We start from the raw sequence: 15,600 nt of genomic DNA on the forward strand, positions 1-15,600 counted from the left end.
ACCGTGCAGCGAGGTTTTGCCCACATCGAGGAATTGCCCGATCACTTCATGAACCTTGCTAGACGTTGCGGGAGGCGGCGATGTTTCAGTAGGCGGGTATGGGAATCGATCGGGCAGCTATCAGCCGGGAATCCTGAAGCGCTGCGCTGCGATGGAAAACAACAGCCTGATATGCTGGATTTTCAAAGAGTCTCTGGACCGCCCCGAAATTTGGATATTGCACCAGCAGAATGTCGTCCCAGCGCTCTTCCGCTGGGCTGACAACATGGCCCACGACCGATCCAAGCCAGAAGATGCTGGCACCCGCCGCCATGACCAGCGGGGTCGAAACCGAAGCATAACGTTCGAAATAGGCATCGCGGCCGGAGCATGGGGTTGCGTCGCAACCGGGATCGTAGCTCGCCCTATCGCGAAACCTCAGCATGTTGACCATTGTGACCGGCTCGTCGCCAGCGCTCCTGGCGATTTCGCGAACCCTCTCCATGTCGAATGCTGCAGTCATGACGATGCCTTTCTCGCGCCGCTGGAGGCGCTGCGTTGTGTGGCCGCTCAGACCGATCCGCGCTTATATTTTTCGAGCATGGATGCCTGTGCCTCGGCGGTCAGTTGCGCGCCGGCATAGCCTGTCGCCATGACTTCCTCGAAGCTCTTGCGCAGCGGATCGCCCAGGCCATTGAAATAGGGCATGACTTCCTCTGCGAAGAGTTGGTGGCTACGCACGGTTGCGGGGTAACGCGCCCAATCCACGCCCATCAGCAGATAGGTGCCGAAGCCACCCGACTTTTCAATCAGGCGGTTGATCTGCGCCCGCGCCATTTCGGGCGTGCCGATGACGGCGGCGCCGCTCTCGTTCAGCATGTCCACGATCTTGTCGATGTCCCACCAATCGATGTCGGGCGCCGGATTGATGTGTGCGCGATAATCTTCCAGCAGCGACAGGCCGTAGCGAACGTCCTCCTTCGCCTGCTCCATGGTTTCGGCAAGGTGCATCGGCCCCATCAGGCGCCAATCCTTTCGCGACGGCTTGGGCTGGCCATGGGTAGCCGCTTCCTTCTCCATGATCTCCCAATGGCCGAGCAGCTTCTCGATGCCGTCCGGGTCGGTGGCCGCGACGGAGAGCATGCCCATGCCGTGCCGACCTGCCAGCAGCGGACCGGACGGGGACAGGACGCTCACCGTGGCCATATCGAAATTGGAATAGGGCAGCATCTGCAATCGGGCGTCCTGCAGGTCGAACCAGTCGGTCTTTCGGGTCACCCGCTCGCCTTTGAACAGCGGGATGATGACTTCCAGTGCCTCCTGCAATCGCTGTCGGTTCTGCGAGGGGTGGAGGCCCATCATCTGCGCATCTTGGACCAATTGGCCTGGCGCCACGCCGAACATCATGCGGCCGCGCGTCTGATAGTCGAGTTGCACGATCCGGTCGGCGACCCAGAGAGGATTGTGATAGGGCAGGGTGATCGCGCCGGTGCCCAGCTTGATCCGCTTGGTCCGTTCGGCCGCGGCGGCGATGAACAATTCTGGACTGCCGATGGTCTCGATCCCGCCGGAATGATGTTCACCGATCCAGGCCTCGTCAAAGCCCAGTTCGTCGAGATTGATGATCGTCTGCATGTCCTGCTGGAAGGAAACCAGCGGATTCATGGCTGGCTTGTGATAAGGCCCCATGAAAATCCCGAACCGCATCCTGTCTTCGAAAAACTTCATCTTTCTCTCCAGCATTAGGGGCCGGCACGCGCGGGCGGCGGCCTAGCATCAGGCGATCAGAAACTGGCGGGAGCGATCGCGCGTCGCTTTTGGACGAGGACAGCGCAGGGCATCATCCAAGAGCGCGGAAGATACACATTGTCATGTCGTGGCATATCAGTGTCCTCTCCTTGCTCCGTTGTGCCGGATGCTTGCTTCTGGGTGCGATCTTGTGGCGCGCAATGCACATGCTGTCAATCCGACATATATTCGGAAAATATTGACGATGGGGGTGATGCAGGAATAGATAGAGCCGATAATTGTGAATTTTGCCTGATATATACCAAGAAAATTCGATAATTTGTTCGCGACCTCGTTATTCGGGACGGCGGGCGAGAGGTAAGGAGAGGACCGACATGCTGAAGGATAAGGCTATTATCGTGACCGGCGGCGCTTCCGGGATCGGCCGTGCTGCAGCTGACCTGTTCGCGCGCGACGGCGCCCTGGTCATGATCGCGGACCGCAGCGCGGATGCGGGCGCAGAAGCTGCCGAAGCCATTTGTGCCGCAGGGGGCGAGGCCGCGTTCGTCGCGTGCGACGTCGCCGACGACGAATCGGTCGCCGCGATGGTTGCGGCGACGGTGGCGCGCTTCGGCCGCCTGGACGGTGCATTCAACAATGCCGGCATCGAATTCGCCAGCAAGATTGTGCCGGACCTCAGCTTCGCCGAATGGCGCCGGGTGATCGACATCAACCTGAACGGCGTGTTCCTGTGCATGAAGCATGAAATCGCGCAGATGCGCCAGTCGGGCGGCGGCGCCATCGTCAACACCGCATCCGGCGCGGCGGTGGCGGCGTCACCCAACATGGCGGAATATGCCACGTCGAAGGCCGGCGTGACCGGCCTGACCCGCGCGGCATCGTGCGAATATGGGGATACGCAGGTTCGCGTCAACGCGGTGCTGCCGGGTCTGATTTTGACCCCGATGACGGAGGAGCGGCTATTCAACGATGCGTCCTTCGGCGCGACACTGGAGCCGCTGCGGGCGCGCCATTCGGTCGGTCGGTTTGGCAAGCCGGACGATGTGGCGGAGGCCGCGCGCTGGCTGCTCTCGGATCTCTGTCCCTTCGTCAATGGGATCAGCCTGCCCGTTGATGGCGGCTTCCTGGCTCGTTGAAAGGTTTCACGCCGCGGGTCAGCGTCGGCTGATCTGCGGCAGGGCATAGGCGACCAGGACATTACGCTCATTGCTGGCCAATGCTGCGCTGCCGCCCGCCGCTATCACCACATATTGCCGCCCGTCATCGCCAACATAGGTCATAGGCGTCGCATTGGCGCTGGCGGGCAACATGGTCTGCCACAATAGCCGTCCTGTTGCCGTTTCGATCGCGCGGAGCCTCCGGTCCGGTGTCGAGGCGATGAAGGTGAGGCCGCTGGCGGTCGTGATTGATCCGCCCAACGTCGGGAGCCCGATGGTGAAGGGCAGGCGCGACGGGATGCCCATCGGTCCCATGCTGTCGGCCATGCCGATGGGCTTGCTCCACAACAGCTTGCGGCTGTCCAGGTCGACCGCGCTCAGCGTGCCGAAGGGCGGCTGGATGCACGGCACGCCGAGCGGTGAAAGGAACATATGATTCTGTGCGCCATAGGGCGCGCCCGTCTGCGGCACGCCCAGGCGGAAGCGTTCCAGCGAAGGCGACTGTCCCGGCGTACCCATCGGCGCCAAGCCGAGCGCCCTTACTTCCTTCGCGCTGATCAGATGATTGAGCGTGGGCATGTTGGTGCTATTGACGATCATGATGCGCCGCTGCCGGTCGATCGAAATGCTGCCCCAGTTCACGCCGCCAGCGGAACCTGGATACTGGATCGACCAGTCCTGCCGCGGCGGGGTAAAGGCGCCGTCATACCGCAGCTTGCGAAAGGCGATGCGGCACCAGAGCTGGTCGATCGGGGTCAGACCCCACATCGTAGCTTCGGTGAGGGCGCGCGCGCCAAAGGCCGGCATGCCCACGGAAAAGGGTTGAGTGGGCGCGGTCCAGTCGCCTGGCGCAGCACCCTGCGGCACCGGCTTTTCCACGACCGGAGACAACGGCCGGCCGGTCGCGCGATCCAGCACGAAGCTTTGGCCGGTCTTGCTGATGCTGACCAGCGCAGGGATCATCCGGTCGCCGACGCGAACGTCGGTCAGCACGGGCTGCGACGCGACATCATAATCCCACAAGTCGTGATGCACCGTCTGGAACGTCCATCGCGGCCGCCCGGTGCGGTTGTCTACGGCGACGATCGCGTTGGAGAAGCGCTCCGCCCCAGGTGAGCGGCGACCGCCGAAAAAATCCGGCGTGGCGACGCCGAAGGGTAGATAGACCAGGCCCAGTCTCTCATCGCTGCTCGCCACGCTCCACATATTGGGGGTACCAGGCGCATAGCGCGCCTGCGGCGTTCCGCGTTCCGGATCGGCTGGGTCGAACGCCCATACCGGCTCGCCGCTGGCCAGATCATAGCCGCGCACGACGCCCGAGGGCTGGTCCATCTTCTGCCCGTCCAGCCCGTAGGAGCCGGTGACCACGACATTGCCGGACACGACCGGCGTCGATGTCACATAATAGAGCACCGAGGAATAGTTGCCGATGCCGTCGGTTAGCGACACCTCGCCATCGCGTCCGAAATCGCGGCATCGCGCGCCGGTGCGAGCATCGACGGCGATCAGGCGGGCATCGATCGTCGCGCTGTAGATCCGCTTGCCGCAGGGGGCGGCCGAGTCGGCAAAGGCGTGATAAGCAACGCCGCGGCAATTGGCGAAGGCATGACCCATATCCTTCGTGTGCGGATCGAACCGCCAGAGCTGGCGGCCGGTGGTCGCGTCAAGCGCGAAGATGACATTGTGCGGCGAGCAGAGGAACAACCGGTTGCCGACCTTGATCGGCGTAGCCTCGAACGCCAGTGCGCCGGCACCGCCGGGACGTGGTTTGGCGCCGGTCTCGAATGACCAGGCAGGCTGCAGCCGGGCGACATTGGCGGGGGTGAGTTGCGCCGCGCTGGCGAAGCGATCGCCGCCAGCACCATTGCCCCATTGCCGCCACTCGGTGGGCGGGGCCGCTGCTGGCAAGGCGACGGCATTGTCTGTTGCGATTGGTTGTAACAACCAGGCGCCGCCGGCGAACAGAAGGAGCGTCAACAGGCCGCCGCCTATGAACCAGCCCCCATGGATCGGACGCGCGCCATAGCCGCGGCGGACGGGCGATAGCAGCAGTAGGAGTCCGAGTATGGCGGGGCCGACTATGCGTGGCGCCAGCGCCCAGAGATCGCCCCCGCTTTCCCATAAGGCCCAGATCAGGGTTGCGCCGAGCATCGCGCCATAGATCCATGCGCCCCGCCTGTCACCACGCCACAACAGCAGGACGGCGGCGGCGATCAGCAGGCCCGCAACCATATAATAGGGCGAACCGCCCAGCAGAAGGAGTTGACCGCCGCCGACCATCAAGACAAGCGCGATCGGCGCCAGCAGGATCGCAACGACGCGGACGGCGATGCGGGACGGGCGAATGTCATGGTTCCGGCTGATTCCAGCCGGCGCCGGGCCGGGCAAGTGCTCTGGCATGTTCGTCCTCTCCATTTCGTGCCGATTTTTGGGGCAGATTCTGTGCGACTCGATAATAACCGAAAATAATTCGGATTGAAGTTGCTTCTTGAATGACGCTCGGACGTCGCAGGGCTATTTTTGGGGCGTGGTCGCGTCCGCATCACGATATGGCGCTGTTGAAGAGCTGCGCGGACTTAAAGGTCGGGCGCGTTGATGCCGAAAGGCGACTAGCTGTTTTACCGAGAAAGCAGGCAATTTCACGCAGGTTTCCAGCGGCAGTGGTGCTGGGCTTGCGTTGCGGGCGCAGGCCGATGCGGCCAGCCAGTCGATGCTGCACGAAGCGGGAAATTGATCGATAAGGCATCGGATTCTTCCGCAAGCTGCCGCCCGTGGCGAGCGGTCTCCAACTTTGCCGTCTAATATGCTGAACAAAAAGAGGAATTATATTGGTAGGACCATATGCCTTTATCGATTGACAGGCCATGACTAAAACCCGATACTAATTCGGCTTCGTAAAAAGCGAAGAAAATGGGAGGATGCCGAAATGAACGCTGCAAAGGCGCTTTTGTTGTCGGGTGTTGCGGGGCTGGTCTTGGGTACCGCTGCGCAGGCTCAGGAAGCACAGGATTCAACCGCACAAACTTCGCAATATGCGGATATTGTCGTGACCGCGAACAAGCGGCAGGAAAATATCAACAAGGTGGGTCTGACCATCACCGCTCTTAGCGCGGAGCAGTTGCAGGACCGCAAGATCGTTTCCCTTTCCGACGTTGCGTCTGCCGTTCCGGGCCTGACATTCACGCCCTCGGTCACCAACACGCCCATCTTCACGCTGCGCGGCGTGGGCTTCAATGAAAGCTCGCTTGGCGTATACCCGGCCGTGTCGGTTTATATCGATCAGGCGCCTTTGCCGTTCCCGGTCATGGCGTCTCACGCCGCCTTCGATCTGGAGCGGATCGAAGTGTTGAAGGGCCCGCAAGGCACGCTGTTTGGCCAGAACGCGACCGGCGGCGCGATTAACTACATCGCAGCCAGGCCGACCGATACATTCGAAGCCGGCGGCGACATCACCTATGGCCGGTTCAACCAGATTGACGGCAATGCCTATATCAGCGGGCCATTGACGGAAAATCTGAACGGCCGCATCGCCATGACGGCGCATCACCTCAATGACTGGCAATATAGCCTGACGCGCCCGACCGATACCAACGGATCGCAGGACTATATCGCCGGCCGCATCCTGCTGGACTGGCAGGCGTCGGAGCGGTTGAAGCTGGCATTCAACCTCAACGGGTCGCGCGACACGTCTGATCCGCAGGCGATTCAATATGTAGCGATGAGTCCGACCGACTTTACGAATGTGAAGCCGATCTACGCGAACCAGCCCTTCGCCTATGGCAATGCGCGCGTTGCCGACTGGACTCATTTTTCGGTCGATCCCTATGGCGGCCCCGCAGGCAGCCCGACCGATGAACTGGCCGATTTCTCGCCCAGGTCGAAGCGCACTTTCGTTCAGGCGTCGGTCCGGGCTGACTATGACCTGACCGACGACATGACCCTGACGTCGATCACGACCTATGATCATTTCAAGCAAAATCAGCGCACGGATGGCGAGGGCGTGGTCGCGGTCGGTTTCGATCTTCAGAAGTCGGACGGCAAGCTGACGTCCTTTAACCAGGAATTGCGGATCGCCAACGCCAGCACGTCAGCGCTGCGCTACATCGTGGGTGGCAATTATGAGCGCAGTTCGACGACCGAACTGCAAAATCTACGTTATTACGACAATGACACCAACAATGCCGGCCTGATGTTCATAAATTTCAGCGGCGACTTGATGAAGCAGAAGATCACCAACTATGCCGCGTTCGGCAATCTGGAATTTGATATCAGCCCGCAGCTGACCCTCAAGGGCGGTATTCGCTACACGCAGTCAAAGAACAAGGCCTATAATTGCGGCTTCACGGACGCCAATGGTTATGTGAACGATCTATTCAACTTCCTGGGCGGTTTGTTGGGGACAGTGCCGTTCACGCCCATCGGCCCGGAGGGTTGTTATACGCTCAACGACAATAACGTCCCTGGTGAACCCTTCCGCAAGACGCTGAAGGAAGATAATGTCTCCTGGCGTGTAGGTGTCGATTATAAGATGACCGACACGACGCTGCTCTATGCAAACGTATCGCGCGGTTACAAGGCGGGCAGCTTCCCGGCGCTCGCCGCGTCGGGCTATGTGGGTCTGCAACCGGTCGTGCAGGAATCCGTGACGGCTTATGAAGCAGGCGTGAAGGCGCAACTCTTCGATCGCGCGGTTCAGTTCAATGCCGCAGGCTTCTATTATGATTACCGGAACAAGCAGATTCGCGGCAAGCTGCTCGATCCGCTTTTCGGCGTGCTCGACATCCTCATCAACATTCCCAAGTCACGCATCTACGGTGGCGAGGCGGATGTCACGATCCGTCCCGTCGCTGGTCTGACGCTGTCAGGGGGCGTCACCTATCTGAATTCCAAGTTGCAGAAAGGGCCGGTATCGCCGCGCGACTACAATATCATCGGGGAAATCAATGATTTTGGCGCCTTTGGTGACGCGCTGCCCTATACGCCCGAATGGTCAGGCACGGCGTCGATCGATTATCGCGCGCCGGGCGATGGTGGTCCCTTCGTCGGGATATCGACCAATTTCCGTAGCTCGCAGGATGCTGCGCTGGGCGGGAGCCGGATTGTGTGGCCCGACAATCCTGCCGAATTCCGCAAGCAGGCGCCGATCGGTCTCGTCTACAAAATTCCGGGCTATGCGACGGTCGATGCCCGCCTTGGCTATGAAGCCCCCGGCGGCGCTTGGAAAGTCATGCTCTGGGGCAAGAATGTCTTCAACAAATATTATATCGCCGCAGTGGTCCCGGCGAGTGCGTCCGCAGGCCGGCTGGCGGGTATGCCGGCCACCTATGGTGTGACCATGTCCTTCAAGATCAAATAAGGGGGCGACTGGCGCTGTTCCCATGTCGGGAACGGCGCCATTTTTTGCGCTCGGTTGCATCTCGCCACGCTTGAACATGATGTGCAAAAGCTATAAACCCGAAGTTAATTCGGATAACGAGTAAACGGCGTGGACGGCGTGTGCAGCCGCCCGGCGAAGCAAGGAGAGGTTCATGGACATCATCTACACGCCCGTTTGGCAGAACCCCGGTAATATTCGTAGCCCGCTCCAGTTCGTCCAGGACGAATTGTCACTCATGGAAAAAGTGGAGGGACTGGGTTTCGACATCTGCTGCTCCCCTGAACATCATTTCGATATCGACTATTCGGCCTGTCCCGACAATTTCCTGCCGCTCAGCTATCTAGCGGCGAAGACGACAACGCTCAAACTCTGCCTGGGAGCGGTGATCCTGCCGTGGAACGACCCGCTGCGCGTGGTCGAGAAACTCGCGTTCCTCGACCATCTGAGCGGTGGCCGCTGCATCGCCGGCTTCGGCCGTGGCCTCGCCAAGATGGAATATAGCCATATGGGCATCCCGATGGACGAATCGCGCGAGCGGTTCGACGAAGCGCTCGAAATGGTGCTCGGCGCGTTGCGCAGCGGCGTGATCGAGGGGACGGGAAAATATTACCCGCAAACCCCGACCCCGGTGCATCCCGCACCGCGCGCATCGATGGCGGATCATTTCTGCGCCGTCGGCATGTCGCCCGAATCCTCGCGGACAGCCGGTGAGATTGGCGGTCGCTTGCTGACTTTCGTGACCAAGCCGCTGGACGGCATGTTGCCGTTGCTTGACGAATATCGCAACGCCTTTCGCGCCCATCATCCCGATCGGCACCCCCATATCGTTCTGGACGATTTCTACCTGATCCGGGAAAATGCCGACGAAGCGCGCGAACTGGCCTATATCTATGCGGGCAATTATTATCAGACGGTGATCCGCCATTATGAGATGACCGGCGACCATTTCGCTAAATCGTCCGCCTATCAATCCTATGCCGAGGGCGCTGCTGCGCTGCGTGAAATGGGCGCTGAAGCGGCGGCAAGGGCCTATGTCGATGCGCAGGTGGGCGTGGGAACGCCGGCACAGGTGCTGGCTCGCGTCGAGGAGCGTCTCCGCGTCCTGGGCCCGGAAATCAGCCTGGCCGGCTGCTTCTTCTATGGCGGCATGAGCCGTGACGAGGCAATGGTGTCGCTGCAACTGTTCGGTGACAAGGTCATTCCGGAGGCCAGGGCGATGGCGCGGGATTGCGCGACGGCAGCGGTCTGACGCGCGCCATGGTCCGGGTGTCCACCAGCGTAGCGCATCAGCGCGCGATCGACCTGTTTCGGGCGGCGACGCCCGATCCTACGGCGTCGATCGGTGCATGGCGGGACGGCTTCGAGGGGCTTTGCGCGCACTTCCCCGTGCCGGACGACGCCCGGATAGAAGCGATCGACCTGAACGGCGTGGCCGCGCTCAAGGTGATGGCGGGCGGTGTGGGGGACGCGGACGGCCATGCGGTGCTGCATTTTCACAGCGGCGGCTATGTCATGGGCAGCGCCAGGGCCTATCGCAATTTCGCAGTACGGCTGTCGCATGTCTGCGGCGCCCCGGTGGTCGTACCCGATTATCGATTGGCGCCCGACCATGTCTATCCGGCCGCGGTGGAGGACGCGATGTCTGCCTATCGCGCTATGCTTGATCGTCATGGCGCCGACCGGCTGATCGTGAGCGGCGATTCTGCCGGCGGTGGATTGGCGATCGCTGTTTTGATGGCGGCGCGTGACACGGGCCTGCCGCTGCCGCTCGCGGCTTTCGCTATATCCCCGTTGCTCGATCTGGCGGGGGAAGGGGAATCGGCGACTTCACTGGATGGTATCGACCCGTTGATCAACCGCATGATGATCGTCGAAATGGGCAAAGTCTATATTGAGGATCGCGATCCGCGCATTCATGTTCTGGCGTCTCCCGTCTGGGGCCAACATCATGGGCTGCCGCCGCTATTTCTGACCGTCAGCGATGCGGAAGCGCTGCGGGACGATGCCGTGCGCCTGGCGGCGGGCGTACGGGAAGCGGGCGGTGCGGTGGAACTCGTGTTGGCAGAGGGCATGGTCCATATCTGGACGCTATTTCCCTTTTTGGAGGAAGCGGAGCGATCGCTGGACCAGATCGGCCGGTTTGTGCGCGGGCATTTCGCCACGGCCTGACCGGTGCCCACCATCTGCTTTTGCGGATAGGAGCTGGCCGACCTTTGCCGCGTTCATCCCGCAGCGCGCGCCTCGATCTCCAGCACTGAGATCAGCCGTTCGGCCATTTCGGTGCCGGACTTGGTCAGATTCTTGGGCTTGCGATAAAGCAGCCAGGTGATGATGAGCTGGTTGATGCCCCCGGTGAGCAGTGCCACGGTTTCGTAAGGATTGCGCTCGCGCGAAATCCATCCCTCTTCGATCGCTTCGTTGACGAGGAACAGCAGGACGCGCGTGAAATCATTGATGCTGTGATGCAAATCCGTATCGGTTACGAATACGCTGGGCCAGATTTCGAGGTAGAAGAGGCGCGCCCATTCGGCGTGTTCGCGCGCATAGTCAGCGGACATGACGAGATAGAGAAGCAGTTTTTCGCGGGTCGTGCCCTTCGTCGCGGCTGCGATATGATAGCCTTCAAAAAATTCGGCGAGGTGGGCCAGCGGCAGATCATAGGCCAGATCCTCCTTGCTCTTATAATATTCATAAAGGGTCGATGCGGAAATGCCCGCTTCTGCCGCTATGTCCGCAATGCGCGAACGTGAAATGCCGTCGCGCGCAAAAACACGCAATGCGCCGGTGAGTATCTGTTGCTCGGTCCGCTTGCTCCGGTCCTGCTTGCGTTCGGTAGCGCGCTTGGGCCGGTGCGAAATTTCCTCCAGCAGCCTGTCCCAGCCATTATCAGATTCCGGTGCCAACGACGGCTGGGCCGCAATCACGTCTTTTACTGGCACTATGATCTCCATTATGATGCCGTACAGGGCGGAGAAGCAGAATAGGCCGTCACCCCCCTAAGTTCCAAGGCGCAAATTGATGACGATGGAATATTTCGAAGAAATTTCGGTTTGAGTGGCCCAGTGTTGCGATCAAGCCGGTTTTGCGTCGTTGATGTCGGCCGGATAGCGGCCAAGCGCGAGCAGGCCCGCCGCGCCGCTGGTCAACAGGAGCGCGGAGAGGATGAAGGCGATGTCGTAGTTGCGTAGATGATCGTAAAGGGCGCCATAGGCGAGCGGTGCCATACCCGCCGCCACCGCGACGAACATGTAAAGCCTGCCATAGATGCGCGCAAAATCCGCGAGGCCGAAATAGCGTGCCACCAGGAATCCGAGCATGTCGAACTCCATCCCCGTCGCTGCACCCAGCAGTGCGGCTGCAACCGCATAAGCGACAAAGCTCGTCTCGCTCGTCATCAGCAGACAAGCTCCCGCTGCGGGCAGAAGGATGATCGTTGCGATCAGCGGCGCCCAGACGTGGTCGATCACTAGGCCCACGAGAATTCGGCCTGCGATGATCGCGCCGCCCAATATCCCCATAATCGTCACCGCCTGCGCAAGCGGCAGGCCTCGGTCGCCGAGTGCGGGAACGAGATTGGGGATAAGGCCGCCAACCGCCAGATAGATGGCGGCTGTACTCGCTCCCATCAGCCAGAAGCGACGGTCGCGCAGCACAATGGAGAGCGGCAAACCGGACCGCGCCAGGGCAGGAGGCGCGGCTTCGCGGGCGCGGCCTCCGATCTTGCTCTTGCTATAGCGCGCGCCATCGCGTGGTAGCATCAGCCCGCAGAGCGGCAGGACGATTAACAGCGGGAAGCCCGCCAGCAACAGATAGGCTGTGCGCCATCCGTCAAGCTCCATGCCCAGCATCACCAGGCGCGGCATCAGCACCGCCGCCAGGCCGCTACCCGAGAGAGCGAGGCCGAGCGCCAGTCCTCGGCTCGCCGAAAACCGCTCCGCGATCAGGCAACTCCATGTCACCGCGCTGGTGCCGGCGCCGATCAGCGCGATCAGCGCATAGGCGAGGTAGAGCTGCCACAGCGCGCCTTGGATCGTCGCTGCCGACGCAAGCGCGCAACCCATGCCGACGAGCCCGGACAGGATCGCGCGCTTGAGACCGATCCTCTGCACCAGCCACCCCGCGATCGGCCCGCCGGCGAGGCCCAGGCCGGTGCTGCACAATATGGCGCCCTGGATCGCGCCGCGACTCCATCCGAAATCGGCTTGCAGCGGCGCGACGAACAGGCCGATCGTATAGACCGGCAGCGTGGTCGGCACACAGGTAACGCCAATGACGGTCAGCAGCACCAGGTGCCACCCGTGCCGCCATTCGGCCAGGGACGCGCGATGCGTCAAAGGGCGGTCAATCCCCCGTCGATGATATATTCGGTGCCGGTGATGAAGCCAGCCTCGTCTGACGCGAGGAAGACGACGAGGTTCGACACATCCTCCACTTCTCCCACACGCCGGATCGGCACCGATCCGCTGGCGACCTTGATCTGCTCGTCGTCCAGTGCTTCGGTCATCATCGGTGTGCGAATATAGCCGGGATGGACCGAATTCACCCGGATATGATGTTCGCCATATTCGATGGCGGCCTGTTTGGTGATGCCGCGCACGGCGAATTTGCTGGCGGCGTAGGCGACATTGGGCGTGCCATAGATGGCGACGATGCCGGATATGGATGAAATATTGACGATGGCGCCGCCGCCGGCGCGGATCATCGACGGGACCACATGTTTAATGCCCAGGAAGACCGAGGTCTGGTTGATTGCGCACACTTTCAGAAAATCTGCTTCGGACAAATCTGCGGCCTTGTTGACCGGGCCGATGATGCCGGCATTGTTTACCAAGGCGTTGACTGGGCCAAAGTGCCGTTCGGCCTTCTCGACGACCATCTGCCAATCGGCGTCGCTTGCCACGTCATGCTTGATAAAGAGGGCATTGGCGCCCAACTCCTCAGCCAGCGCCGTCCCGGCGCTTTCATTAATGTCGGTGAATACCGTCCTGGCGCCTTCGGCTACGAAGCGGCGGGCATGTGCCGCGCCCATGCCTTGCGCAGCACCCGTAATGATCGCCACCTTATCGTTTAATCTGTTCATCGCCCTCTCCAAAACCGACTATTTATCGTAAAAAATGCCGTTATGCGCGATCGTGCCATATTTAATCGTGGAATCACACATAAAAACCGACGAAAAATCTTTTAATTCGCAGTTGGTCTGGATAAGGTGCCCGCCAAAGCAGGGGCGGTAGCGCCTGCGCACAAGGAGAGTGAGATGGCTTCGGAGATGACCGCCACCGCCGCTACGCTGGCGCAACAACCGGATAATGTGCCGGACGACCGTGTTCTGGACTTCGATATTTATCGGGATGTGCCGGAGGGTAGCGACTTCCATGCGAGTTGGCACGCGTTGATGGCCGAGGTGCCCTATCCGCTGATGTGGACGCCGCATAATGGCGGACATTGGGTCGCGTTTCGGGCGGATATCTCTGACATAGTGATGTCCGATTCGGAGCGCTTTTCCAATCGCACAGTGCTGGTCCCCAAGGATACAGCCGGGGAAGCCTATCGTCTCATCCCCCTGTCGCTCGACCCGCCCGAACATCGTCCCTTCCGTAATCTGCTCAACGAGAATCTGGGGCCAAAGCCGCTCAAGCCCGTGGAGGACAGCATTGTCGATCTGACGGTCAGCCTGATCGAGGGATTTCAGGCGAAGGGCCAATGTCATTTCGTGGAGGAATTCGCCGAGCAGTTGCCTGTTCGCATCTTCATGCAGATCGTCGATCTGCCGATCAAGGACTTGCCCAAGCTCAAACATCTGGCCGATCAGTTCACCCGTCCCGATGGCTCGCTGACCTACCCCGAGGTGTCGCAACTGTTCCGCGACTATCTGACCCCCGTCATCGCGGCACGGCGCGGCGCAGACGGGCAGGACATGATCAGCCGCATGATCAACGGCCAGGTTGGCGGTCGGCCGCTCACCGATCTGGAGGCGCAGAATATCTGTATCCAGGTGTTGGTGGGTGGCCTGGACACGGTCGTCAACATGCTGGGCTTCACCTTCTCCTATCTCGCCCGCGATCATGACCTGCGCCGGGCGATCGCCGCCGATCCTTCACGGATCGATGATGCGCTGCTCGAATTCTTCCGCCGTTTCCCAGTCGTCTCCTCCTCGCGTGAGGTGAAGCAGGATGTGACGTTCGAGGGGGTGGAACTGAAGGCTGGCGAGATGGTGATGGCGCCAACCGTCGTCGTTGCTCTCGACGATGCGATGAACGAAGATCCGCTGGAATTCCGCCTTGGCCGGACCGCACGCAAACATTCCACCTTCGGCAAGGGGTCGCACACCTGCCCCGGCGCGCATCTGGCGCGGATGGAGATGAAGACGGTGCTGCGCGAATGGTTCGCCCGCATTCCCGAATTCCGCCTGGCCAAGGATGAACCGCTGCGCTTTTCCAATGGCATCGTAGGCAGCGTGAAGCCCTTCACCCTGGAATGGGACGTCTGATCCCGCCCGCGTACCTTTCGCTACGGGAAATTCGATGATGATCGCATCTGTCCTGCGTCGCGCGACGTTCGACGCCTTTACCATGGATGTCATGGACGATGGCGTCGCGCTCATCCTGTTCGATCGGCCCCCTGTCAATGCGGTGTCGATCGACGTCTATGAAGCCATCGGCGCCATCACCGACCATGTCGCGGCGAGCGACGACATCCGTGCGATCGTGCTCGCCGCGCCGCCGGGTGCGCGCGCCTGGTGTGGGGGTGCCGACCTCCATGATTTTGACGGCATCGACGTCGAAGGGCGAAAAGCGCGCTACGCCTTCATCAATGCCCAACTCCCGCGCTTCTACCGGCTAGACCGGCCGGTGATCGCCGCCATAACGGGCGCGGCGATCGGCATCGGCATGATCCTGGCGGCTTTGTGCGACATGCGCATCGCGGCGCAGGATGCCACCTTTGCCTGCCCGGAGATCGATTACGGCCTGGTCGCGGGCGGGGCGGGCCTGTTCGCGCATGTGAACATGCCGGAAGCGAAGATTCGTGAAATGCTGTTCAGCGGCGCGCGCTTCACCGCACGCGAACTCGAATCGACCGGCTTTTTCAACTATGTGCTGCCGGCCGCCGAGGTGCTGCCCCGCGCTATGGCGCTTGCGCGCGGCATTGCGGGGAAGAGCCTGCCTGCGATCCGCGCGCGCAAAGTCGCGTCCGCCCGGCTGGAGGGTATGAGCTGGACCGAAGCCTATCTGGACGCGCAATCCCTGACCGCGCAACTGACCAGTGGCAGTGACGGGGCGGAAGGCGTGCGCGCCTTCCTGGACCATCGTGCGCCGCGCTACGAGGATCGCTAGACCATCT

General features: G+C 61.2%; 13 protein-coding genes. 6 read left to right on the forward strand and 7 right to left on the reverse strand.

Going from position 1 to position 15,600, the window contains the following annotated elements; genetic code table 11:
• Positions 1 to 85 precede the first annotated feature (85 nt).
• Entirely contained in the window at positions 86 to 502 is a 417-nt protein-coding gene (locus C100_RS35840; protein WP_024019884.1) for a hypothetical protein, read from the reverse strand.
• Positions 503 to 549: 47 nt separating this feature from the next.
• Positions 550 to 1,707 (reverse strand): LLM class flavin-dependent oxidoreductase, encoded by a 1,158-nt coding sequence (locus C100_RS35845; protein WP_024019885.1) that lies wholly within the window; start codon positions 1,705 to 1,707, stop codon positions 550 to 552.
• A gap of 395 nt (positions 1,708 to 2,102) precedes the next feature.
• On the opposite strand from C100_RS35845, the gene C100_RS35850 reads away from it, so the two are divergent.
• On the forward strand, positions 2,103 to 2,864 hold the full coding sequence (locus tag C100_RS35850; protein WP_024019886.1) for an SDR family NAD(P)-dependent oxidoreductase: 762 nt from the start codon (positions 2,103 to 2,105) through the stop codon (positions 2,862 to 2,864).
• An 18-nt stretch (positions 2,865 to 2,882) separates the two neighbouring features.
• Here the strand turns inward: C100_RS35850 and C100_RS35855 are convergent, their stop codons facing one another.
• On the reverse strand, positions 2,883 to 5,285 hold the full coding sequence (locus C100_RS35855; protein WP_052028276.1) for a pyrroloquinoline quinone-dependent dehydrogenase: 2,403 nt from the start codon (positions 5,283 to 5,285) through the stop codon (positions 2,883 to 2,885).
• 142 nt (positions 5,286 to 5,427) lie between these two features.
• Positions 5,428 to 5,646, reverse strand: coding sequence for a hypothetical protein (locus C100_RS48605; protein WP_161633913.1), 219 nt, complete (start codon positions 5,644 to 5,646; stop codon positions 5,428 to 5,430).
• 165 nt (positions 5,647 to 5,811) lie between these two features.
• Between C100_RS48605 and C100_RS35860 the strand changes: the two genes are divergently transcribed.
• The 3 genes from C100_RS35860 to C100_RS35870 all read left to right on the forward strand — a co-directional run bounded on the left by C100_RS35860 (position 5,812) and on the right by C100_RS35870 (position 10,431).
• Positions 5,812 to 8,241, forward strand: coding sequence for a TonB-dependent receptor (locus tag C100_RS35860; RefSeq protein ID WP_024019888.1), 2,430 nt, complete (start codon positions 5,812 to 5,814; stop codon positions 8,239 to 8,241).
• Positions 8,242 to 8,413: 172 nt separating this feature from the next.
• The gene (locus C100_RS35865) at positions 8,414 to 9,511 is read left to right on the forward strand and encodes an LLM class flavin-dependent oxidoreductase (RefSeq protein WP_024019889.1); all 1,098 of its coding nucleotides are present in this window, start codon (positions 8,414 to 8,416) and stop codon (positions 9,509 to 9,511) included.
• Positions 9,490 to 10,431, forward strand: a complete 942-nt coding sequence (locus tag C100_RS35870) for an alpha/beta hydrolase (protein WP_024019890.1) — start codon at positions 9,490 to 9,492, stop codon at positions 10,429 to 10,431. The genes C100_RS35865 and C100_RS35870 overlap by 22 nt, the downstream gene beginning before the upstream one ends.
• Positions 10,432 to 10,484: 53 nt before the next feature.
• On the opposite strand, the gene C100_RS35875 is transcribed toward C100_RS35870, so the two are convergent.
• From C100_RS35875 to C100_RS35885, 3 genes are all read right to left on the reverse strand, one after another.
• Positions 10,485 to 11,201 carry a TetR/AcrR family transcriptional regulator gene (locus tag C100_RS35875; RefSeq protein ID WP_235219063.1) on the reverse strand — a complete coding sequence of 239 codons (717 nt, stop codon included), beginning with the start codon at positions 11,199 to 11,201 and terminating at the stop codon, positions 10,485 to 10,487.
• A 132-nt stretch (positions 11,202 to 11,333) separates the two neighbouring features.
• Positions 11,334 to 12,596 (reverse strand): MFS transporter, encoded by a 1,263-nt coding sequence (locus C100_RS35880; protein ID WP_024019892.1) that lies wholly within the window; start codon positions 12,594 to 12,596, stop codon positions 11,334 to 11,336.
• Positions 12,593 to 13,342 carry an SDR family NAD(P)-dependent oxidoreductase gene (locus C100_RS35885; protein ID WP_024019893.1) on the reverse strand — a complete coding sequence of 250 codons (750 nt, stop codon included), beginning with the start codon at positions 13,340 to 13,342 and terminating at the stop codon, positions 12,593 to 12,595. Before C100_RS35885 ends, C100_RS35880 begins: the two co-directional genes overlap by 4 nt.
• 174 nt (positions 13,343 to 13,516) lie before the next feature.
• Here C100_RS35885 and C100_RS35890 point away from each other — a divergent pair, with 174 nt between their 5' ends.
• Together C100_RS35890 and C100_RS35895 are read left to right on the forward strand one after the other, a co-directional pair.
• Positions 13,517 to 14,749 (forward strand): cytochrome P450, encoded by a 1,233-nt coding sequence (locus C100_RS35890; RefSeq protein ID WP_052028277.1) that lies wholly within the window; start codon positions 13,517 to 13,519, stop codon positions 14,747 to 14,749.
• 34 nt (positions 14,750 to 14,783) lie between these two features.
• Positions 14,784 to 15,593 (forward strand): enoyl-CoA hydratase/isomerase family protein, encoded by an 810-nt coding sequence (locus C100_RS35895; protein WP_024019895.1) that lies wholly within the window; start codon positions 14,784 to 14,786, stop codon positions 15,591 to 15,593.
• Positions 15,594 to 15,600: the final 7 nt, after the last annotated feature.

The organism is Sphingobium sp. C100, from assembly GCF_000508185.1.
Classification (GTDB): domain Bacteria; phylum Pseudomonadota; class Alphaproteobacteria; order Sphingomonadales; family Sphingomonadaceae; genus Sphingobium.